Below are 19898 nucleotides of genomic sequence, written 5' to 3' on the forward strand. Positions count from 1 at the left end.
GTGAAGCTGGAGTGCTCCCCGTATGCGTCGCTTTTTCATCTGGTCGGCCCTCGCCGCCCTGATCGGTCTGATCCTCGCCGGCGGTGGCTACTGGGCCTACTGGAACTACTATGCCCGCTTCCAGCCGGTGGTGATCGCCACCCACCAGGCCGAGATCCAGCGCCTGCTGGACGAGGCGTCCTGGCTGTCCGGTGGCGGTGGCGGCGAGCCCCTCTACATCATCGGCTATCGCGACTCGGCCGCCATGCAGCGCTATGAGCGCGATGAGGTGCCCAAGCTGCGCGCCGCCGGGGTCGAGGCCCGGATCATCGTCTTCGCCCGCGCCGATCGTGAGGGCCTGGCCCAGTCGACGGCCGCCGAACGGGCCACGGTGGCCGAGCTGTGGCTGACCCGGGACTGGTCGCTCTATCAGCGCTGGACCGCCACCCCGACCAGCGCCTGGAGCGCGGCGGGCATTCCCGCCGCCGACGGCAATCTGGCGCGCGCGGCTGTGGTCGAGGCCGGACGGGCCTTCGTCTCCCGGTTGACGGTCGCGCTGAAGTCCGAAGGTCTGGGCACCGGCTATCCGCTGATCGTCTGGCGCGATCGCGAGGGCTTCATGAAGGCCTGCGCCTGCAATGACAGCCGCTCCTGGGCCTTTATCCGCGACGACCTGAATGCGCCTGACCGGGTCACATCGCCCGGGTCGGGCGAGCCCGTGCCCATGGCACCGGGCGTGGCTCCCGAGAGTCTGCCCTATCCGACCCTGCCGCCGCTGGCAGCGGCCGCTGACGAGGCTCCGGCTGCCACACCGACCCCGGCCCCGGTCGCCCCGCGCGCGCCGCCGCAGGCCACCCAACAGGACGACGCCACCTTCTTCTGACCGGTGGTCAGAGAATGCGGTCGCAGATCGCGATCAGCCGCTCGACATCGGCCCGGTCCTGATAGAGGCCGAAGCCGAAGCGGATCGTGTCGTCGCGGACGTCGGTGACGACATTGGCGTCCAGCAACCGGGCCCGCCAGGCCTGGGCGTCCGGATGGCGGAAGGCCAGGAACCGCGCCCGGCGGCCGTCATTGGTCAGGGGATTGATCAGCTCGGCCTCGGCCAGCTGACCGGCCTGTCCGGCGACCACGGCGGTCTCGAACTGCTGCATAAGGGCGCGGGCATGGTCGGCGATCAGCGCCGTGGTCAGCCCCTGCTCGTCCAGCATCCGCCGCACACCGTTGAACCGGTACAGGGGGGTGGCATCGAAGGTGGCCCCCCAGAAGCGGCCGGCGTCGGCGCGATACTGCACCCCGTCCGGCGGCCCCATCAGATTGCCGAACTCGGCGAACCAGCCGGTGGCGACCGGCCGTTCGCAATAGCCGTCCGGCGCGTGCAGGATGCCCGCGCCCTCGCCCGACATCGCGTATTTATAGCCGCCGGTGACATAGAAGACCCGGTCCGCCACCGCCGACAGATCGGTCGGGGTGGCCATGAAGCCGTGATAGCCGTCGACCACCACCCACGGACCGGCGGGATCGGCCAGCGCGGCCAGGTCAGCGATGCCGCCAAACACCTGTCCGGTCTTGAAGAAGATCTGGCTGATCACGATCAGGTCGAATTCGCCGGCCCGGGCCGCGGCCACGAACCGGGCGTCGAAGGTGTCGAACGGGGCCAGGGGCACCCGGGTCACGACGGCCTCGCCGGCCTCCTGCCAGCGGTCGGCCTGACGCCGGAAGGCATGGAATTCGCCGTCGGTCGACAGGATCCGCACGGGTTTGCGGGCGATCCCCGAGAACAGCCGCAGCAGGAAGTCGTGGGTGTTCGGCGCGAACACCACCGTGTCCGGTGACGGCAGGTTCAGTTCGTTCGCCACGTGGCGCTGGGCCTCGGGCACGACGTTACCGAAGATCCGGTCCCATTTGCGATCGGCGTGCTGGTTGGCTTCCAGCCAGGCGCGGATATGGCCGTCAAACGACGCGTCCGGCCACAGATGATGACTGTGGGCCGCGAAATGCAGGCGGTCGGGGTCCAGCGACAGGGCGCGGGAGAACAGGGGCTTGTGGCTCAAGGTCGTCTCCTGCGCCGTCCGCGGCCCCTAGACCAGGGCCCCGTGGCAATGTTTGAACTTGCGGCCCGAACCACAGGGACAGTCGGCGTTGCGGCTGGTTCGTTCCCAGCCGGCCGGCAGAAGCTCGACCGGCAGGCGCGAGCGGTCGTCACCGTCCAGCCGGCCTTCCGGCAGCTGGGCGTTCGGATTGCCCATCTCATTTTCGCCGGTGCCCGGGTTCAGGTGAATTTCCTGGAATTCGGGCATTTCCATCTCGGGCGGCGACTGGAAGCGGAACTCGACCGTCATCAGCCAGCGGGTCACGCTGTGACGCAGTTCGCTGAGCAGGGTCTCGAACAGCGAGAAGGCCTCGGTCTTGTATTCGTTCAGCGGATCACGCTGGCCGTAGCCGCGCAGGCCGATGATGCCGCGCAGGTGGTCCAGGTGGACCAGGTGCTCGCGCCAGGCCATGTCGATCATCTGCATAAGGAACTGCTTCTCCAGACCGCGGGTCTGGTCGGCCCCGATCAGTTCCAGCCGTTCGGCGGCCCGGGCCTCGGCCGCGGCCTGCAGCCGCTCCTCGAACTCCTCGTTGGAGACGCCTTCCTCGGCGGCCCAGTCGTGCAGCGGCAGTTCCAGGCCGAGAGTCGCGCGGACCTTCTCGTCCAGGCCGTCGATATCCCACTGTTCGGCGTAGGCCTTGGGCGGCAGATAGCGGTCGACCAGGTCGGTGACCACGTCCTGGCGGAATTCGCCGACCAGTTCCGACAGGTCCGTGGAGTCCATGAACTCCTGGCGCTGTTCGAACACGGCCTTGCGCTGGTCGTTGACGACGTCGTCGTATTTCAGAAGGTTCTTGCGGATGTCGTAGTTGCGCGTCTCGACCCGCTTCTGCGCGGTCTCCACGGCACGGTTCAGCCACGGGTGGCTGATGGCCTCGCCCTCGGCCACGCCGAAGCTGCGCATGATCGAATCCAGACGGTCGCCGGCGAAGATGCGCAGCAGGTCGTCCTCGCAGCAGAGGAAGAATTTCGACGTGCCCGGGTCGCCCTGGCGGCCGGTCCGGCCGCGCAGCTGGTTGTCGATCCGGCGGCTCTCGTGGCGTTCGGTCCCGAGGACGAACAGGCCGCCGGCCTCGAGGGCCGTGGCCTTGTGCACGGCGATGTCGGCCTTCAGACGCGCCTCTTCGGCGGTCTCCATCTCGGGGGTGATCTCGATGGCCAGGTTGCGCTGGTCCTGACGCCATTTCTGCAGGCGCATTTCCAGGTTGCCGCCCAGCTGGATGTCGGTGCCGCGGCCGGCCATGTTGGTGGCGATGGTCACTGCGCCGGGCAGGCCCGCATCGGCGACGATGAAGGCTTCCTGCTCATGCTGGCGGGCGTTCAGCACACTGTGCGGAATGCTCTTGCCGGTGGCGTACTGGATGTCGAAGGCCTCGTCGCCGATCTTGGCGGCCTCCTTCTCGCGGCCGGCGTACTCGGCCTTGGGCGTGCGCGAGATCTCGACCTTGTAGGCGTAGGTGTTGAGCATCTCCGACAGCTGTTCGGACTTCTCGATCGATACCGTACCGACCAGGATCGGCTGGCCCTTCACATGGCATTCGGCGATCTGGTGGGCGATCGCGGCATTCTTCTCGGCATAGGTCCGGTAGACCTCGTCGTCGTAGTCGATGCGCTGGACCGGGCGGTTGGTCGGCACCTCGAGGACGTCCATCTTGTAGATGTCGAGGAATTCCTGGGCCTCGGTCGCCGCCGTGCCGGTCATGCCGGACAGCTTGGTGTAGAGGCGGAAATAGTTCTGGATGGTCACCGAGGCCAGGGTCTGGTTCTCGGGCTGGATCTTGACGTCCTCCTTGGCCTCGATGGCCTGGTGCAGGCCTTCGGACAGCCGGCGACCCGTCATCATCCGGCCGGTGAACTCATCGATCAGCACGACCTCGCCGGCCTTGACGATATAGTCCTTGTCCCGCTGGTACAGGGTGTTGGCGCGCAGGGCCTGGTTGATGTGGTGGACCAGGGTCACGTTCGGCGCGTCGTACAGGCCGGTGGTGTCCTCGGCGAAATGGCCGCCGGCCTCCATCAGCTCCTCGATCTTCTCCGAACCCTCCTCGGTCAGCAGGGCCTGGCGCTGCTTTTCGTCGAGATCGAAGGTGGTCGGGTCCTTGATCAGTTCCTTGATGATGACGTCGACGATCTTGTACAGGTCCGACCGGTCCTCGGTCGGGCCCGAGATGATCAGCGGCGTGCGCGCCTCATCGATCAGGATGGAGTCGACTTCGTCGACGATCGCGAAATTATGCGGCCGCTGGACCATTTCGCGCCGGTCATAGACCAGGTTGTCGCGCAGATAGTCGAAACCGAACTCGTTGTTGGTGCCGTAGGTGATGTCGGAATTATAGGCCGACTGGCGCTGGCCCTGGCTCAGGCCGTTGACGATGACGCCGACCTCCATGCCCAGGAAGCGATAGACGCGGCCCATCCATTCGGCGTCGCGCTTGGCCAGATAGTCGTTGACGGTGATGACGTGGACGCCCTTGCCCTCGAGCGCATTCAGATACACCGGAGCCACGGCGACCAGGGTCTTGCCCTCGCCGGTCCGCATCTCGGCGATCCCGCCGTCGTGCAGGATCATGCCGCCGGCCAGCTGGACGTCATACTGACGCTGACCCAGAACCCGTTTTGACGCCTCACGCGAGACGGCGAAGGCCTCGTTCATGATCTTGTCGAGGGTTTCGCCCGCGTCGATCCGGTCGCGGAAGGTCTGGGTCATCATCCGCAGTTCGTCATCGCTGAGGGCGGCGAACTTGTCTTCCAGGGCATTGATGCGCTGAACGCGCGTCATGAAATCCTTGACCTTGCGGTCGTTGGAAGAGCCGAAAAGTTTCTTGGCGAAGCCGAGCATGGGCGATCCGAAGGCGGTCGAGCGTCTGAAGGCTCTGAACAGGGCCCGAGAGGGGCGGCGGTGGACGACGCGAGAGACGTCCTGACCGGAGACGGCCCCGGCACCTGCTAAAGGTGCCCGCGAGGGCCGCAAGAACGATCGAAAACCCCTCGACTTGGGCGCAGCCGGGACTTAAGCACCGACCTTATCCCTGTCAACGCGAGGGGCTTTGCGCCCATAGTGGAATCGCCCCGCAACAGCAGGACGGAGCGGCCTCAATGCGAATTTCGCGCAAGCTTCTGATTACCGCCGTCATGGCCTCGGCCCTGGCCGTTTCCGCCTGTTCGCGCGGCGGCGGCGATGACCGCCCGCCCCAGCCCGGCGATCGCGCCGTGGCCCGCGTGCAGGACGGGACCATCTGGGCCTCGGACGTCAAGCGCGAGGCTGTGGCCCAGGGCCTGGTCGGCGAGGGCGAGCCGCTGGACATCACCTCCGACCTGTTCCGCCGCGTGCTCGACGAGGTCATCGACCAGAAATTGCTGGCCCGTGAGGCTGAACATCGCGGTCTGGACAATTCGGTCCTGGCCCAGCGCCGGCTCGAGGCGACCCGGGAACGGATTCTCGGCGACATGCTGGTCGAGAACGTCGTCAACGGCCAGATTTCCGATCAGGCGGTCCAGCGCCTCTATCAGGAGCAGCTGCGTCTGGCCCGGACCTCCGAGGAGATCCGCGTCCGCCTGATCCTGTCCCGGACCCGCGAGGAGGCCGACGCCGTGATCGGCATCCTGGCCCAGGGCTCGTCGTTCGAGGCCGTGGCCATGGAACGCTCGGCCGACGAGGCCACGCGTTTTTCCGGCGGCGATCTCGGCTATTCGACCCTCGACGTCATGCCCCGCGCCTATGCCGACGCCCTGCGCGACAAGCCTGCCGGCTCGACGGTCGGCCCGTTCCAGACCGAAGGCGGCTGGGCCGTGCTGCGGGTCGAGGACCGGCGCAAGGAAAGCCCGCCCACCCTGGACCAGGCCCGGCCGCAGATCGTCCGCTACCTGACCTATGAGGGGGTTCGGCAGTTGCTCGAGGAGCTGCGCGGCAAGGCTGAAATTGACAATCTTCTGCCCGCCGACACGGTCCGCCCCGCCGAGGAACCGGCCTCCGCCGCTGACGCCCCGACGGCGACGGCGACGGCGACGGCGACGGCGACGGCGACGGCCACGCCCGCGACCACTGCCCCATGAGCCGGTCGCCCAGACAGTCCCGCTCCGCCACCAGCCAGAAGATCGAGACCGCCATCGAAAAGGCGCTCGATCCCCTGTCCGCGGTGATCAAGCGCGCCACCCGGGCCCCGGTCGCGACCGGGGCCACGGCTCCGCTGCCGGCCGGCGGCAAGCCGGGACTGGCGATCTCGCCCCTGGCCGTGCCCTTTCCCGACATCCCGCCGATCGGCGGGGTCCAGATCGCCACGGCCCGGGCCGGCTTCTACAAACATGAGCGCGACGATCTGGTCGTCTTCCATTTCGCCCGCGGCACCACCTGCGCCGGGGTCTTCACCCGTCACAAGATCGGTTCGGCCCCGGTCGACTGGTGCAAACGCCAGCTCGGGGCCCAGGGCGGCGGTGAGGACGTGCGCGCCCTTGTGGTCAATGCCGGCTGCGCCAATGCCTTCACCGGCAAGGCCGGGGCCGACGCCGCCCGGCGCACCGCCTCCGAGGTCGCCAAACGCTTCGGCTGTCGCCAGCGCGATGTGATGCTGGCCTCGACCGGGGTCATTGGCGTGGTGCTGGATGATCGCAAGATCAACGCCCGCCTGCACCAGATCGAGGAAACCCTGGACGCCGACGCCTGGGCCCAGGCCGCGCGCGGCATCATGACGACCGACACCTTTCCCAAGGGCAGTTTCGCCGAGTGCGAGATCGACGGCCACACGGTCCGCGTCGCCGGCATCGCCAAGGGGTCGGGCATGATCGCCCCGGACATGGCCACCATGCTGGCCTTCATCGTCACCGACGCCGACATTCATCCGAACGTGCTGCGCGCCATGCTGGGCCTGCATGTGCGCACCACCTTCAACAGCGTCACCGTCGACGGCGACACCTCGACCAATGACACCTGCCTGCTGTTCGCCACCGGCAGCAGCGGCGCGCCGCGCATCGGCCGGGTCGGGGATCGTCGCCTCAAGGGGTTCGGCGCGGCCCTGGACCGGGTCATGCTGGACCTCGCCCACCAGCTGGTCAGGGATGGCGAGGGGGCCTCGAAATTCGTCAAGATCACCGTCGAGGGGGCCGAGTCCCCGGCCTCGGCCCGCAAACTGGCCAAGTCGATCGCCGACAGTCCGCTGGTCAAGACCGCCATCGCCGGCGAGGACGCCAACTGGGGCCGGGTCGTGATGGCGGTCGGCAAGACCGAGGAGGCGGTCGACCGCGACCACCTGGCCATCCGTTTCGGCCCCCATGTCGCCGCCGTCGACGGGGCCCCGTCGCCCAACTACGACGAGGCGGCGATGAGCGCCTATATGAAGAATTCCGAGATCGAGATCACCGTCGACGTCGGCTCCGGCCGCGCCTCGGCCACCGTCTGGACCTGCGACCTGACCAAGGGCTACATCGAGATCAACGGCGATTATCGCAGCTGATTGTGGTAGGCTCGAACGCATGAACAGGATCGACTCGCCGCTACCCGACGCTGCCCTCAGCGACCAGGAATTCGATGCCTTGGTGGAAGGGACTCTGTCCGCCGAAGCGCTCGAGCGGTTGCGGGGCCAGGTCCAGGCCGCGCTCGACAATCCGGATGACTCTGTCAGTCACGACCAGGTCTGGACGCGGCTGGAACAGCGAATGAAACGTGCCGTCACCCGGGCCGCTTGATCTGCTCTACCGTCGCGAGGCGCTGCGCGATCTGGATAACCTCTTCGATTTTATCGCCATGGAACGACCACTGGCGGCCGAGCGGTTCCTGCTGGAAATCAAGAGGTCCTGCGAAGGGCTGCGCTGGTTCCCGTTCGTTGGCCGACAGATCGACCCGAACGATGATCGTGTCAGGGTGTTGAGCGTTCGGCGTCGCGCCGCCATCAAATATGTTGTCACCGCCACGACCGTTCATATTCTCGCGGTCAGCTATCGCGGCCGTGACCTTTCCGCCTTCTTCGCAGGACGCCGCTGATGACCCTCCCCACCGTCCTCGTCGTCGCCGTGGCCCTGATCGATGTCGACGGCCGGGTGCTGATCGCCCAACGGCCGCAGGGCAAGCAGCTGGCCGGCCTGTGGGAGTTTCCCGGCGGCAAGGTCGAGCCGGGCGAGCGGCCCGAGGCGGCCCTGATCCGTGAGCTGAACGAGGAACTGGGTATCGACGTCAATGAGGCCTGCCTGGCCCCGTTCGTCTTCGCCAGCCACGCTTACGAAACTTTTCACCTCCTCATGCCACTGTATCTGTGCCGTCGCTGGTCCGGGACGGTGCAGAACCGCGAGCATGCGGCGCTGAAATGGGTGCGGCCGAACCAGTTGTCGGACTATCCCATGCCTCCGGCCGACGAACCCCTGGTCGCCTGGTTGCGCGACCTGCTCTGAAACCGCCCGTCGATGGAGGGGCTGATGCGACGCTTCCTCTCCCGTTTCCGGCGCGACGACTCCGGGGCCACCTCGATCGAGTACGGCATCATCCTCGCCCTGATGTTCCTGGTTATCCTGTCCGCCCTGACGGCCTTCGGCGGATCCAGCAGCGGCATCTTCAACACGGCCATGAACACCCTCCGCGCCGCCATCGGTGGCTGACCCGGGTCAACTGACGGGCCTCACCCTTCGCCGGTCTGCTCCGTCACCCCCAGCGCATCCGCCAGCCGCATCCTGGCCGAACCCCGGGGCAGGGGTTTCTGCTGGCTCTCGTGCGGGGCCCAGCCGGCCAGGTGCACGATCTCGAAGGTCGCCGGAATCCGCCCGTCCGCCTCGCCATGGCGTTCGGCATAAAGCTGTGCCGCCCGCGCCGCGATGGTCCGGGTCAGGGGCCGGGTCACACCCGCAAGCACATTGGTCTCGCCCATGGCTCTCAGGTCACGGACCAGGGCGAACAGGTCCGGATAGCGCACCGTCACCCGGTCGACGTCCGTCACCGGCAGGGCGAACCCCGCCCGCTGCAGCAGGGCCGCCCCGTCGAAACCGTCGGCGAAGGGCGAGACCCGGGCCTGGGCCCCGTTGCGGCTCTCCATCTCGGCCTCGGTCAGCACCCCGCGAAGTTCCTTCAGCGTCCCGGCCCCCAGCAATGTCCCCAGGAACAGGCCGTCGGGCTTCAGGGCGCGGCGGATCTGGCTCAGCGCGCCCGGCAGGTCATTGGCCCAGTGCAGGCTCATCAGCGACACGGCCAGGTCAGCCGACTGGTCGGCGATCGCCAGCGGCCCGGAGCCCGGGGCCGCCCGGCCGGCCATCTCCCCCACCACCCGCACCGGACCGACCCGTCCGGCGGCGATACTGTCGGCCAGCAGGGCGGCGAACGGTTCCGGCTGGGCCGACAGGTCGACGACTTCGGCAAAGTCGCGCAGGATGACCTCCAGACTGGCCACGGCATTGTCGGCGGCCCGCATGTGCAGAAAGTCCGCCTCGCCGAACCGGCGGGCGCTGCGGGCCAGACGCGCGGCGCGGCGGGCACTGTCGAAGATCACGGGGGGGGCGGTGAGATTCATGGGCGTCCAGAATGGGGGCTGGCGCGATCGATTGAAAGCCGCGCCGGGCCTGATCGTGCCGACCCTTCGCGACCTGGGGCGGGATCTGACCGATCTGGTCCTGCCACCCCTGACCCATGACAGTCGTGAAGTCTCCGGCTCCTCCGGCCTGGCCGCTGACGCCTGGAGCCGGGTGGTCTTTCTCGAGGCCCCGGTCTGTGACGGCTGCGGCGCGGCCTTCGAGGCCGATGGCGGGACCTTTGCCGCCGACCGCTGCGCCGCCTGTATCGCCGCCCCCTATGCCTTCGCCCGGGCCCGCGCCGCCTGTGTCTATGACGAGGCCTCGCGCGGCCTGATCCTGAAATTCAAACACGGCGACCAGCAGCAGTTCGCCGACCTGTTCGCCCGCTGGCTGTCGCGCGCCGCTGCCGACCTGCTGGCCGGGGCCGATGCTGTGGTGCCCGTGCCCCTGCACCGGCTGCGGCTGCTGGACCGGCGTTTCAACCAGGCCGCCGAGATCGCCCGGCCCCTGTCGCGGCGGGCGCGGCTGGACTATCTGCCCGACGCCCTGATCCGGGCCCGCCACACCCTAAGCCAGGGCGGGCGCAGCGCCCGGGGCCGCCGCCTCAATGTGAAATCGGCCTTTGCCGTCCCCGAGGCGGGCCGTCGCCGCATCCGGGGCCGGCGCATCCTTCTGATTGATGACGTGTTGACCACCGGAGCCACCGCCGAGGCCTGCAGCCGCGCGCTTCTGGCGGCCGGTGCCCGGGCCGTCGACCTCGCGGTCGTCGCCCGGGTGCGAAACGCGCGCGAACTGCCTATCTAGGTCCGTGCGCCCATCAAGGAGTCCCCATTGCCTGACGTGACTGTCTACACCAAGCCCGGCTGCCCCTACTGCACCATGGCCCTGTCCCTGCTGAAGAAAAAGGGGATGGTCCCGACCGAGATCGTCGCCTCGCGCGATCCCGCGAAGAAGCAGGAGATGATCCAGCGTTCGGGGGGGCGGATGACCTTCCCCCAGATCTTCATCGGCGACACCCATGTCGGCGGCTCGGACGAGCTGCACGCCCTTGACCGCAAGGGTGAACTGGACGCCTTGCTGGCCGCCTGATGACCCGGTCGCTCGACATTGCCCTGATCCAGACCCGGACCCCGGCCACGCCGGAGGCCGCCTGGGCCCATGTCGAGCCGCTGGTGCGCGAGGCCGCCGCCCGTGGTGCCAGACTCATCCTGACGCCCGAAGGCACCAATGTGCTGGAGCAGCGCCGGGACCGGCGTGCGGCGGTCATCACCGATCCGGACACCGACCTCGTGGTCGGCAGGTTAAGGACCCTGGCCCGCGAACTGGGCGTGTGGATCCTGATCGGCTCGGCCATCGTCCGCTCGGGCCTCGAGGGCGACGATCGCGCGGCCAACCGCGCCATCCTCGTCGATGACCGGGGCCAGGTGGTCGTCACCTATGACAAGCTGCATGTCTTCGACGTCGACCTGCCCAATGGTGAGACCTACAGGGAGAGTTCGGCGGTGCGTCCGGGTGACACCGCGGTGGTTGCTGAAACCCCCTGGGGCCGTCTGGGCCTGACCATCTGCTACGATATCCGCTTTCCGCATCTGTACCGGGCCCTGGCCCGGGCCGGGGCGGCCCTGATCGCGGTCCCGGCGGCCTTCACCGTCCCGACCGGCGAGGCCCACTGGGAAACCCTGCTGCGGGCCCGGGCCATCGAGACCGGCTGTTTCATCCTCGCCCCGGCCCAGGGCGGCCCCCACGAGGACGGCCGTCGCACCTGGGGCCATTCGACGGTCGTCGGCCCCTGGGGGGAGATCATCGCCCGTCGCGACGACGATGCGCCCGGTGTGTTGCTGGCCACCCTCGATCTGGACGCGGTCGATCGCGCCCGGACCGCCGTGCCCCAGCTGCGACACGACCGTGCGTTTGCGGGGCCGGCATGATCCGCTACGCCCTGTCCTGCGCCAACGATCATCCCTTCGAGGCCTGGTTCGGCACCTCGACCGACTATGACGACCAGGCCGCCCGCGGCCTCGTCGAATGTCCGGTCTGCGGCTCGCGCGCGGTGTCCAAACAGATCATGGCCCCGGCCGTCGCCGGCACCCGCAAGACGGCGGCGACCTCAGCCGACCCGGCGAAGATGCAGGCGATGATGATGCACGCCGCCCGCGAGGTCCGCGCCCATGTCGAGGCCAATTTCGACTATGTCGGCGACACCTTCGCCCGCGAGGCCCGCGACATCCACGAGGGCCGCAGCGAGAAGCGCGAAATCTACGGCGAGGCCACCGGGGCCGAGGTCCGGGCGCTGAAGGAAGACGGCGTGCCCTGTGCCGCCCTGCCGGCCGCGCCCCCCGATCCGTCGAAGCTCAATTGAGCGCCCTGAACTGGCGGTCCATGACGGCAGCCGACCTCGACGCCGTCGCCCGGATCGCCGTCATCGGCTTCCCCGACCATTTCGAGGGGCGACCCTGTTTCGAAAATCGGCTGACGCTGAACCCGTCCGGTTGTTTCGTCCTCGCCGCCGGTGACGGTGAGCCGCAGGGCTATCTGGTCGCCTATCCGTGGCGCGCGGATTCGGCTCCGGCACTGAACACCCCGATCCCGGCGATCCCGGCGGATGCCACGGTGATCTATCTGCACGACCTCGCCCTGATGCCTGGGGTCCGGGGCGGCGGCTGGTCCCGCCCGATCATTGAGCGGATTGCGGACGACGCCCGCGCCGCCGGCTGGCCCGCCCTGACGCTGGTGGCGGTCAACGACGCCGCGCCGTTCTGGGAACGGCACGGCTTCACTGTCGTCGAGGCCCCCGGCATGGCGGGCAAATTGGCCGGTTACGGCCCCGGTGCCCGTTACATGAGCAGACGCCTAGAGAACTAGGCTGCGGGTCCAGCCCTTGGCCGCCATGCATTCGCGGAAGGCTTCACCGAGCTGGCCCTGGCCGGTTGAGGCGCGGCACGTGTCGCGGGCGGCGGCGAATGGCTGGGCACCCTCGCCGTGCCAGGCAACCTCGCCTTCGGCACCATTGATGGTGACGCAGCCTGACGTCATCAGGGTGGCGGACAGGGCGGCCAGGATCATGAAGCGCTTCATCGGGTGACTCCGTTCGGGATGACCCCTTGTGTCACCGTCACGCTTTTCTTTCCCGTTAAATTGCAGAAAGGTATGGGGATTTCTCCCACCCGCATCAGTCCCGGGTGGCGACCATCATATAGTTGATGGCGGTGTCGTCGCTCTCGCTCCAGCGATCGGCCAGCGGATCATAGGCCAGGCCGAAGGGACCGCTGACCGCCAGCGGCTCGGTCGACAGCATCCGCCGGATTTCGTCGGGCTTGAGGAACTGTTGCCAGTCGTGCGTCCCCGGCGGCACCCAGCCCAGCACATATTCGGCGGCGATCTTGCCCAGGGCCAGGGCCTTCAGCGTCCGGTTCAGGGTGGCCACGATCATCAGGCCGCCCGGCTTCACCCGTCGCGAACAGGCGCGGATGAAGGCCTCGGGGTCGGCGACGTGTTCGATCACCTCCAGCGTCAGCACCACATCGAACGGCCCGGCCCCCTCGGCCTCCAGCTGTTCGACCGTGGCCGCGCGATAGGCGATCTCCAGGCCCTGTTCGGCGGCATGGGCCCGGGCGGTGCCGATATTCTCGCTCGAGGCATCGACGGCGGTGACCGCGAAACCCAGCCGCCGCATAGGCTCGGCGATCAGCCCGCCGCCACAGCCGATGTCCAGCAGGCTCAACCCGGCGAAGGGGGCGCGGGTCTTCACGTCGCGTCCGAACCGCTCGGCGGCCCGGTCGCGCACGAATTTCAGCCGCGCCGGATTGAATTTGTGCAGCGGCGCGAACGGGCCGCGCGCATCCCACCATTCGGCCGCCTGGGCCGAGAACCGGGCCACATCGGCCGGATCGATACTGGGCCCCGCCGCCCTGGTCTCGGATTCAGGCGGGCTTTGGGGTTTGCGCGTCGTCAGGGTGTCGTTAGAAGCGACCATGGGCCGAGGGATGAACCCGTCGGCCGTTCCATGCAAGACGGGGGCGCGCTGCCACGATGACGCGGCTGGTGATGAAATTCGGCGGCACCTCGATGGGCGACCTCGATCGTATCCGTCGGGCGGCGAGGATCGTCGCCGCCGAGGCACGCGCCGGGCACAGCATCGCCGTGGTCGTTTCGGCCATGGCCGGCAAGACCAATGAGCTGGTGGCCTGGACCGACGGCGCGGGCCGCGCGGCACCCGGCCTGGCCATGACCGACGATGAATATGACGTGGTCCTGGCCTCGGGCGAACAGGTCACCGCCGGCCTGCTGGCCCTGACCCTGCGCAATCTCGGCCACGACGCCCGCAGCTGGATGGGCTGGCAGGTGCCGATCCTGACCGATGACGTCCACGGCCGCGCCCGGATCGACGAGGTCCCCGGCGACGTGCTCGGCGCGGCCATCGACGCCGGCCAGATCGCCGTGGTGCCGGGCTTCCAGGGCGTCAGCCGCACCGGCCGGATCACCACCCTGGGCCGCGGCGGGTCCGACACCTCGGCCGTCGCCGTGGCCGCCGCCCTCGGCTGTGCCTGCGATATCTATACCGACGTCGACGGCGTCTATACGACCGACCCGCGCATCGAATCCCGGGCCCGCCGCCTCGAAAAGGTCTCCTATGAGGAGATGCTGGAGATGGCGTCCCTGGGGGCCAAGGTGCTGCAGACCCGTTCGGTCGAACTGGCCATGGCCAAACGGGTCCCGGTGCGGGTCCTGTCCAGCTTTATCGAACCCGACGCCGCCGGCGTCCTGCCCGAGAAATCCGGCACCCTGATCTGCGACGAGGAGGAAATCGTGGAGAAACGCATTGTGAGCGGTGTCACCATGAGCCGCGACGAGGCCCGTATCAGCCTGCTGGGCCTGCCCGACAGCGTCGACCGTCCGGCGGTGGTCTTCACCCGCCTGGCCGAGGCCAACGTCAATGTCGACATGATCGTCCAGTCGCCCAGCCGCACCGAGGGCACAGTCAATCTGACCTTCACCACTGGCCGCCGCGACGCCCTGCGCGCCGCCGAGCTGATGCGGGAGGGCCAGGCCGACATCGGCTTCCAGGACATCCGCGTCGACGAGGACGTGGCCAAGGTCTCGGTCATCGGCGTCGGCATGCGCAGCCACGCGGGCGTGGCCCAGACCATGTTCCGCGCCCTGGCCGACAAGGGTATCAAATTCCAGGCGATCTCGACCTCCGAGATCAAGATCAGCGTCCTGATCGACGCGGCCTATGCCGAGCTCGCCGTGCGGGCCCTGCATTCGGCCTACGGACTGGAAGCTGTATAGGGTCATTTACGCAGTCGCCCCTTCGGGCGTCTGAACGGGAGCGGCGATGCCAAAAGGCGGCGGATTGACGACGAGGGGGCCACGGAACCTCCTGCGCCAGATCCGCGAGGCCATGGCCGGCGCGGCCCCGGCCCAGGATCGTCTCGACATGGTCGTGCGCACCATCGCCCAGTCGATGGTCGCCGAGGTCTGCTCGATCTATCTGCGCCGCGCCTCGGGTGAGCTGGAACTGTTCGCCACCGAGGGCCTGAACCGTGACGCCGTCCACAATACGCGGTTGCGGCCCGGCGAGGGCCTGGTCGGCGAGGTCGCCCGTATGGCGGCCCCGATCAGCCTGTCCGACGCCCCGTCCCACCCCAGTTTCGCCTATCGCCCGGAGACGGGCGAGGATCCGTATCACGCCTTCCTCGGGGCCCCGCTGCTGCGGGGCGGCCGCGCCATTGGCGTCCTCGTCGTCCAGAACCGCGCCGAACGTCGCTATGACGACGAAGAGGTCGAGGACATCCAGACCATCGCCATGGTCCTGGCCGAGACCGTGGCCTCCGGCGAATTGCTGGCCCAGGACGAACTGCGCGACGTCGAGGTCGCCCCCCACCGTCCGGAACGGCTCAAGGGCCAGAGGTTCGCCGAGGGCCTGGCCTATGGCCATGTCGTCCTGCACGAACCGCCACTGGCCCCCGAACAACTGCTGTCCGACGACCCGGACGCCGAGGGGGCCCGCCTGTCCCAGGCCCTGTTCGCGCTCAAGGCCAATATCGACCACATCCTGGAAGGCGGGCAGGGCAAGCTGGCCGGCACCTCGTTCGAGGTGCTCGAGACCTACCGGATGTTCGCCGACGACCGCGGCTGGAACCGCTCGCTCGAGGATGCGGTCCAGAGCGGCCTGACCGCCGAGGCCGCCGTCGACCGGGTGCGCAACGAACACCGGGCCCGCTTCGCCCAGGCCCGCGACCCTTACATCAAGGAGCGGCTGCACGATTTCGAGGACCTGGCCAACCGGCTGCTGCGGGTCCTGGCCGGGGACCGGCCGGGCGATCGCGAACTGCCCGACGACGCCATCCTCGTGGCCCGTAACCTCGGCCCGGCCGACCTGCTGGAATATCCCCGTCACAAGCTGCGCGGCCTGCTGCTCGAGGAGGGATCGGCCGCCAGCCACGCCGCCATCGTCGCCCGGGCCCTGCAGATCCCCTGCGTCGGTCGCCTCATGGGCCTGCGCGACCGCCTGTCCGAGGGCGACCTGGTCATCGCCGACGGCGAGGCCGGCGAGGCCTATCTGCGCCCCCGTCCCGACATGCTGGAGGCGGTCCAGTCGCGGATGGAGGTCCGGGCCCAGCGCCGGGCCGAGTTCGCCAAGCTGCGCGACACCCCGGCCGTCACCCTGGACGGCACCCGTATCACCCTGCTGGCCAATGCCGGCCTGGCCGTCGACCTCGAGAACCTGAACGACACCGGGGCCGAGGGCATCGGCCTGTTCCGCACCGAATTCCAGTTCATGGTCTCCGAGGAACTGCCGCGGCTCGACGCCCAGACGGCGCTCTACAAACTGGTGCTGGACGCCGCCGGCGACCGGCCCGTGACCTTCCGCACCCTCGATGTCGGGGGCGACAAGGTGCTGCCCTATCTCGAGACCGAGCGCGAGGAGAACCCCGCCCTGGGCCGCCGCGCCATCCGCCTGGGTCTGGACCGGCCCGGCCTGCTGCGTCTGCAGCTGCGCGCCCTGTTGCAGGCCGGGGCCGGCCGTGAGCTGCGGGTCATGTTCCCGATGATCGCCACGGTCGACGAATTCCGGGCCGCCCGGGAACTGGTCGAGGTCGAATGCCGGTGGGCGCGGCGGCGCGGCCGGACCCTGCCGGACCGGCTGCGCGTCGGGGCGATGATCGAATGCCCGTCCCTGCTGTGGCATCTGGACGCCCTGCTGCCGATGACCGATTTCGTCTCGATCGGCACCAACGACCTGTTCCAGTATATGTTCGCCGCCGACCGGACCAATCCGCTGGTCGCCGACCGCTATGATCCGATGTCACCACCGGCGCTCAGGGCCCTGGCCGAGATCCAGAAGAAATGCGCCGACACCGGCACCCCGGTCTCGGTCTGCGGCGAGCTGGCGGGCCGTCCGCTCGAGGCCTTCGCCCTGATGGCGCTGGGCTTCACCCGGCTGTCGGCCCCGGCCGGCGGCGTCGGTCCGGTCAAGCGGATGATCCTGTCGACCGACCTGACCGCGGCCCGCCGCGGCATGGCCAGCCTGCTCGGCTCCTCGGCCGGCTCGATCCGCAGCGAGCTGGAGTCCCTGGCCCGGAAATTGAACGTCGCGATCTGACGTGTCTCCCGACGGCACAGTCCCGTCCCCTGGGCGGTGACTGCGGGATATGCCTAACAAATCGTTGATCGGTCGGCTCTAATGAGTTATCCACAAGACGAGTTTGAGGGTCCTCCGGGGGGAGGCCTGAACTGTCAGCATCATGTGTTAGGCGGTTCAGGGTCGAGTACGACACAGGGGGCTTCCGTTCCCGGGTCGAGTGTGAGGTCGGGCGTCATGGCGCTGGATACGGGGAATATCCCCGATGAGTTTCGGGACCATCCCGACTGGAAGGACCCTGCGCCTTCCATCGTTGAGGCGGTGACTCTGGGTGAGGGCCTGCGGATGGCGCGCGACGCCTCCGGCAAGTCGCTGGCCGAGCTGTCGACGATCACCCGTGTCCACACCCGCTATCTGACTGCTCTCGAACAGAATGACTTCTCCATCCTGCCGTCGCGGGTCTTCTCGACCGGCTATGTACGCGCCTATGCCGGGGCCCTCGGGGTCGACGAGCAGCTGGCCGTCGAGCGCTTCAAACGCGAATGCCCCGATCCGTCGATGCCGCTGCAGGCTCCGGTCGGTGTCGCCTTCGAGGAAGTCCGTCGCTATTCGCCGCGCCTGATCGCCGCCGGCCTGGCCCTGGTCCTGGCCGTGGTCGGCTGGAATGTGTTCCAGCGCGTCAGCCTGATGCGCGCGCCGCACCCGTCGGCCCTGACCGCCACCCCCGAGAGCTGGACCCTGGGGGCCGTGCCCGGTCAGGACGGCCTGATGCGGCTGTCCGCACCCCAGCCCGCGCCGCCGGACCAGACGGTGCCCGCCTTCTACATCACCCCGGGCCTTGAGGCCCAGCTGACCGGGATCGCCCCCGGCTCGGCCGAGGCCCTGGCCGCCGCCGCCGCCGATGCGGCCCCGGTGCAGAAGGCCTTCAATCCGCGCGGGGCCATCTACGGGGCCTCGGCCACCGCCTCCCAGGTCGTGCTGCAGGCCCGCAAGGCCGCCAGCCTGGTCGTGCGCATGGGCGACGGCCGGGTGCTGTTCGCCCGCCAGCTGGTCGCCGGCGAAGCCTGGCGCGCGCCGGACGGCGTCTCGGCCACCATCGACACCTCCGACCCGACCGCCTTCGACGTCTATCTGAACGGCGAGCATGGCGGCGGCCTCCAGGCGGTGCTGACGCCGTTGGCCCAGCTCAACAGCCGCGCCCAGGCCCTGGCCCGCCAGACCGCCGCGGCGGTCTCGGCCCGGGCCGAGGCGCGCGAGGCTGCGGCCGTCGCCGTCCAGGTCGAGGTCGCGGCCCCCGAGGCCCCGGACGTCATTCCCGGCTGAATCGACGCAGCCCCTGTCCTGCGCCGTGGTTTCGCGTCGCCGGATCGCCTATATGGGCCGGACATGAGCGAGCTTTCCCATATCCGTCCGTGGCGCCACATCGAGCGCCGCAAGAGCCGCCAGATCATGGTTGGTTCGGTCCCGGTCGGCGGTGACGCCCCGATCAGCGTCCAGTCGATGACCAATACCCTGACCTCGGATGCGGCGGCGACGATCGACCAGATCCGCCAGCTGGAAGAGGCCGGGGCCGACATCGTGCGCGTCTCCTGTCCCGACGAGGCCTCGACCGCCGCCCTGGCCACCATCGTGCGCGAGTCCCGGGTGCCGATCGTCGCCGACATCCATTTCCACTACAAACGCGGCATCGAGGCCGCCGAGGCCGGGGCCGCCTGCCTGCGCATCAATCCCGGCAATATCGGCAACGCCCAGCGCGTCCGCGACGTGGTCCAGGCCGCCCGGGATCACGGCTGTTCGATGCGGATCGGCGTCAACGCCGGCAGTCTGGAGCGCGATCTGCTCGAGAAATACGGCGAGCCCTGTCCCGAGGCCATGGTCGAGTCCGCCCTGAACCACGCCCGCATCCTGCAGGACCACGACTTCCACGAGTTCAAGATCTCGGTGAAGGCCTCCGACCCCTTCCTGACCGTGGCCGCCTACCAGCAGCTGGCCGAGGCCATCGACTGTCCGCTGCACCTGGGCGTGACCGAGGCCGGACCGCTGCGCTCGGGCACGATCAAATCGGCCATCGGCATGGGCAATATGCTGTGGTCCGGCATCGGCGACACCATCCGTGTCAGCCTCGCCGCCGACCCGGTCGAGGAGATCAAGGTCGGGTTCGACATCCTCAAATCGCTGGGCCTGCGCCACCGCGGCGTCAACATCATCGCCTGCCCGTCCTGCGCCCGCCAGGGCTTCAACGTCATCGAGACGGTCGGCATCCTCGAGGAAAAGCTGGCCCACATCACCACGCCGATGTCGCTGTCGATCATCGGCTGTGTCGTCAACGGCCCGGGTGAGGCTCTCTATACCGACGTCGGCTTCACCGGCGGCGGGGCCGGGTCCGGCATGGTCTATCTGAACGGCAAGATGGCCCACAAACAGCTCAACACCGGCATGGTCGACGAGATCGTCCAGCAGGTCGAGGCCAGGGCCGCCGAGCTGGACGCCGCACGCAGGGTTGTGGCCTTGCCGGTTGTCTCCGCAGGGTAGTATTCGGTTGCGGCCCCCTTAGACCGGGCGCATATTCCCCCCATGCCCGCGCTCTCGCCCATAGAATCCGAGTTCGCCTCGACCGAAGAGGCCGAGGCCTATGACGTCTGGTTCCGGGCGCGTGTTGAAGCGTCACTGGCTGATCCCCGGCCTGCCGTCCCGCATGATGACGCCGTCGCGAGGATCGATCGCGCGCTCGCCAAGTCTGTATCCAGGACCTGA

The 19898-nt window shown here is 68.6% G+C and carries 22 protein-coding genes; 17 read left to right on the forward strand and 5 right to left on the reverse strand.

Annotation, left to right across the window (positions count from 1 at the left end; genetic code table 11):
• Positions 1 to 22 precede the first annotated feature (22 nt).
• Positions 23 to 862 (forward strand): hypothetical protein, encoded by an 840-nt coding sequence (locus PSV00_RS03760; protein ID WP_300445036.1) that lies wholly within the window; start codon positions 23 to 25, stop codon positions 860 to 862.
• Positions 863 to 869: 7 nt separating this feature from the next.
• Here the strand turns inward: PSV00_RS03760 and PSV00_RS03765 are convergent, their stop codons facing one another.
• The gene (locus PSV00_RS03765; RefSeq protein WP_300445038.1) at positions 870 to 2033 is read right to left on the reverse strand and encodes an aminotransferase class V-fold PLP-dependent enzyme; all 1164 of its coding nucleotides are present in this window, start codon (positions 2031 to 2033) and stop codon (positions 870 to 872) included.
• A gap of 27 nt (positions 2034 to 2060) precedes the next feature.
• Positions 2061 to 4913 (reverse strand): preprotein translocase subunit SecA, encoded by a 2853-nt coding sequence (gene secA, locus PSV00_RS03770; RefSeq protein WP_300445040.1) that lies wholly within the window; start codon positions 4911 to 4913, stop codon positions 2061 to 2063.
• 257 nt (positions 4914 to 5170) lie between these two features.
• Between secA and PSV00_RS03775 the strand changes: the two genes are divergently transcribed.
• The 6 genes from PSV00_RS03775 to PSV00_RS03800 are packed head-to-tail and all read left to right on the forward strand — an operon-like array spanning position 5171 to position 8656.
• Positions 5171 to 6127: a peptidylprolyl isomerase gene (locus PSV00_RS03775; RefSeq protein WP_300445042.1), complete on the forward strand. Its 957-nt coding sequence runs from the start codon at positions 5171 to 5173 to the stop codon at positions 6125 to 6127.
• Positions 6124 to 7521 (forward strand): bifunctional glutamate N-acetyltransferase/amino-acid acetyltransferase ArgJ, encoded by a 1398-nt coding sequence (gene argJ / locus PSV00_RS03780; protein WP_300445044.1) that lies wholly within the window; start codon positions 6124 to 6126, stop codon positions 7519 to 7521. The genes PSV00_RS03775 and argJ overlap by 4 nt, the downstream gene beginning before the upstream one ends.
• Positions 7522 to 7540: 19 nt before the next feature.
• Positions 7541 to 7753, forward strand: a complete 213-nt coding sequence (locus tag PSV00_RS03785; RefSeq protein WP_300445046.1) for a hypothetical protein — start codon at positions 7541 to 7543, stop codon at positions 7751 to 7753.
• Positions 7731 to 8048 (forward strand): type II toxin-antitoxin system RelE/ParE family toxin, encoded by a 318-nt coding sequence (locus PSV00_RS03790; protein WP_300445048.1) that lies wholly within the window; start codon positions 7731 to 7733, stop codon positions 8046 to 8048. The genes PSV00_RS03785 and PSV00_RS03790 overlap by 23 nt, the downstream gene beginning before the upstream one ends.
• Positions 8048 to 8452 (forward strand): (deoxy)nucleoside triphosphate pyrophosphohydrolase, encoded by a 405-nt coding sequence (locus PSV00_RS03795; RefSeq protein WP_300445049.1) that lies wholly within the window; start codon positions 8048 to 8050, stop codon positions 8450 to 8452. The genes PSV00_RS03790 and PSV00_RS03795 overlap by 1 nt, the downstream gene beginning before the upstream one ends.
• 24 nt (positions 8453 to 8476) lie before the next feature.
• Positions 8477 to 8656 (forward strand): Flp family type IVb pilin, encoded by a 180-nt coding sequence (locus PSV00_RS03800; RefSeq protein WP_300445051.1) that lies wholly within the window; start codon positions 8477 to 8479, stop codon positions 8654 to 8656.
• Positions 8657 to 8676: 20 nt separating this feature from the next.
• Here the strand turns inward: PSV00_RS03800 and PSV00_RS03805 are convergent, their stop codons facing one another.
• Positions 8677 to 9558, reverse strand: coding sequence for a methyltransferase domain-containing protein (locus PSV00_RS03805; RefSeq protein ID WP_300445054.1), 882 nt, complete (start codon positions 9556 to 9558; stop codon positions 8677 to 8679).
• On the opposite strand from PSV00_RS03805, the gene PSV00_RS03810 reads away from it, so the two are divergent.
• Genes PSV00_RS03810 through PSV00_RS03830 form a run of 5 tightly spaced genes read left to right on the forward strand, consistent with a single transcriptional unit; the run spans position 9557 to position 12421 of the window.
• Positions 9557 to 10363 (forward strand): ComF family protein, encoded by an 807-nt coding sequence (locus PSV00_RS03810; protein ID WP_300445056.1) that lies wholly within the window; start codon positions 9557 to 9559, stop codon positions 10361 to 10363. The genes PSV00_RS03805 and PSV00_RS03810 overlap by 2 nt on opposite strands.
• A gap of 27 nt (positions 10364 to 10390) precedes the next feature.
• Positions 10391 to 10648: a glutaredoxin 3 gene (gene grxC / locus PSV00_RS03815; RefSeq protein WP_300445057.1), complete on the forward strand. Its 258-nt coding sequence runs from the start codon at positions 10391 to 10393 to the stop codon at positions 10646 to 10648.
• Positions 10648 to 11487 carry a carbon-nitrogen hydrolase family protein gene (locus tag PSV00_RS03820; RefSeq protein ID WP_300445059.1) on the forward strand — a complete coding sequence of 280 codons (840 nt, stop codon included), beginning with the start codon at positions 10648 to 10650 and terminating at the stop codon, positions 11485 to 11487. Before grxC ends, PSV00_RS03820 begins: the two co-directional genes overlap by 1 nt.
• Entirely contained in the window at positions 11484 to 11918 is a 435-nt protein-coding gene (locus PSV00_RS03825; RefSeq protein ID WP_300445061.1) for a DUF1178 family protein, read from the forward strand. Before PSV00_RS03820 ends, PSV00_RS03825 begins: the two co-directional genes overlap by 4 nt.
• Positions 11919 to 11938: 20 nt before the next feature.
• Positions 11939 to 12421, forward strand: a complete 483-nt coding sequence (locus PSV00_RS03830) for a GNAT family N-acetyltransferase (RefSeq protein ID WP_300445063.1) — start codon at positions 11939 to 11941, stop codon at positions 12419 to 12421.
• Here the strand turns inward: PSV00_RS03830 and PSV00_RS03835 are convergent.
• Together PSV00_RS03835 and ubiG are read right to left on the reverse strand one after the other, a co-directional pair.
• Positions 12410 to 12634: a hypothetical protein gene (locus PSV00_RS03835; RefSeq protein ID WP_300445065.1), complete on the reverse strand. Its 225-nt coding sequence runs from the start codon at positions 12632 to 12634 to the stop codon at positions 12410 to 12412. The two genes, PSV00_RS03830 and PSV00_RS03835, sit on opposite strands and share 12 nt — an antisense overlap.
• Before the next feature lie 94 nt (positions 12635 to 12728).
• Positions 12729 to 13532 carry a bifunctional 2-polyprenyl-6-hydroxyphenol methylase/3-demethylubiquinol 3-O-methyltransferase UbiG gene (gene ubiG / locus PSV00_RS03840; protein WP_300445067.1) on the reverse strand — a complete coding sequence of 268 codons (804 nt, stop codon included), beginning with the start codon at positions 13530 to 13532 and terminating at the stop codon, positions 12729 to 12731.
• Between the two features lie 56 nt (positions 13533 to 13588).
• On the opposite strand from ubiG, the gene PSV00_RS03845 reads away from it, so the two are divergent.
• The 5 genes from PSV00_RS03845 (at position 13589) to PSV00_RS15305 (ending at position 19898) form a co-directional block, all read left to right on the forward strand.
• Positions 13589 to 14848, forward strand: coding sequence for an aspartate kinase (locus tag PSV00_RS03845; RefSeq protein ID WP_300445069.1), 1260 nt, complete (start codon positions 13589 to 13591; stop codon positions 14846 to 14848).
• 46 nt (positions 14849 to 14894) lie between these two features.
• Positions 14895 to 17165, forward strand: coding sequence for a phosphoenolpyruvate--protein phosphotransferase (gene ptsP, locus PSV00_RS03850; protein WP_300445071.1), 2271 nt, complete (start codon positions 14895 to 14897; stop codon positions 17163 to 17165).
• Between the two features lie 216 nt (positions 17166 to 17381).
• Positions 17382 to 18467, forward strand: coding sequence for a helix-turn-helix domain-containing protein (locus PSV00_RS03855; RefSeq protein WP_300445073.1), 1086 nt, complete (start codon positions 17382 to 17384; stop codon positions 18465 to 18467).
• A 63-nt stretch (positions 18468 to 18530) separates the two neighbouring features.
• On the forward strand, positions 18531 to 19676 hold the full coding sequence (gene ispG / locus PSV00_RS03860) for a flavodoxin-dependent (E)-4-hydroxy-3-methylbut-2-enyl-diphosphate synthase (RefSeq protein ID WP_300445075.1): 1146 nt from the start codon (positions 18531 to 18533) through the stop codon (positions 19674 to 19676).
• A gap of 42 nt (positions 19677 to 19718) precedes the next feature.
• A complete protein-coding gene (locus PSV00_RS15305; protein ID WP_366944630.1) occupies positions 19719 to 19898 on the forward strand; it encodes a hypothetical protein in 180 nt (59 codons plus the stop codon).

This window comes from Brevundimonas sp. (assembly GCF_029945885.1).
Classification (GTDB): domain Bacteria; phylum Pseudomonadota; class Alphaproteobacteria; order Caulobacterales; family Caulobacteraceae; genus Brevundimonas.

Excerpts from the sequence above, each read along its gene's own strand:
- secA (WP_300445040.1), bottom strand. The coding sequence starts at position 4,913 with ATGCTCGGCTTCGCCAAGAAACTTTTCGGCTCTTCCAACGACCGCAAG.
- PSV00_RS03805 (WP_300445054.1), bottom strand. The coding sequence starts at position 9,558 with ATGAATCTCACCGCCCCCCCCGTGATCTTCGACAGTGCCCGCCGCGCC.
- argJ (WP_300445044.1), top strand. The coding sequence starts at position 6,124 with ATGAGCCGGTCGCCCAGACAGTCCCGCTCCGCCACCAGCCAGAAGATC.
- PSV00_RS03825 (WP_300445061.1), top strand. The coding sequence starts at position 11,484 with ATGATCCGCTACGCCCTGTCCTGCGCCAACGATCATCCCTTCGAGGCC.
- ubiG (WP_300445067.1), bottom strand. The coding sequence starts at position 13,532 with ATGGTCGCTTCTAACGACACCCTGACGACGCGCAAACCCCAAAGCCCG.
- PSV00_RS03820 (WP_300445059.1), top strand. The coding sequence starts at position 10,648 with ATGACCCGGTCGCTCGACATTGCCCTGATCCAGACCCGGACCCCGGCC.
- PSV00_RS03835 (WP_300445065.1), bottom strand. The coding sequence starts at position 12,634 with ATGAAGCGCTTCATGATCCTGGCCGCCCTGTCCGCCACCCTGATGACG.
- PSV00_RS03775 (WP_300445042.1), top strand. The coding sequence starts at position 5,171 with ATGCGAATTTCGCGCAAGCTTCTGATTACCGCCGTCATGGCCTCGGCC.
- PSV00_RS15305 (WP_366944630.1), top strand. The coding sequence starts at position 19,719 with ATGCCCGCGCTCTCGCCCATAGAATCCGAGTTCGCCTCGACCGAAGAG.
- ispG (WP_300445075.1), top strand. The coding sequence starts at position 18,531 with ATGAGCGAGCTTTCCCATATCCGTCCGTGGCGCCACATCGAGCGCCGC.
- PSV00_RS03785 (WP_300445046.1), top strand. The coding sequence starts at position 7,541 with ATGAACAGGATCGACTCGCCGCTACCCGACGCTGCCCTCAGCGACCAG.
- PSV00_RS03810 (WP_300445056.1), top strand. The coding sequence starts at position 9,557 with ATGGGCGTCCAGAATGGGGGCTGGCGCGATCGATTGAAAGCCGCGCCG.
- ptsP (WP_300445071.1), top strand. The coding sequence starts at position 14,895 with ATGCCAAAAGGCGGCGGATTGACGACGAGGGGGCCACGGAACCTCCTG.
- PSV00_RS03800 (WP_300445051.1), top strand. The coding sequence starts at position 8,477 with ATGCGACGCTTCCTCTCCCGTTTCCGGCGCGACGACTCCGGGGCCACC.
- PSV00_RS03845 (WP_300445069.1), top strand. The coding sequence starts at position 13,589 with ATGACGCGGCTGGTGATGAAATTCGGCGGCACCTCGATGGGCGACCTC.
- PSV00_RS03830 (WP_300445063.1), top strand. The coding sequence starts at position 11,939 with ATGACGGCAGCCGACCTCGACGCCGTCGCCCGGATCGCCGTCATCGGC.
- PSV00_RS03855 (WP_300445073.1), top strand. The coding sequence starts at position 17,382 with ATGGCGCTGGATACGGGGAATATCCCCGATGAGTTTCGGGACCATCCC.
- PSV00_RS03760 (WP_300445036.1), top strand. The coding sequence starts at position 23 with ATGCGTCGCTTTTTCATCTGGTCGGCCCTCGCCGCCCTGATCGGTCTG.
- PSV00_RS03795 (WP_300445049.1), top strand. The coding sequence starts at position 8,048 with ATGACCCTCCCCACCGTCCTCGTCGTCGCCGTGGCCCTGATCGATGTC.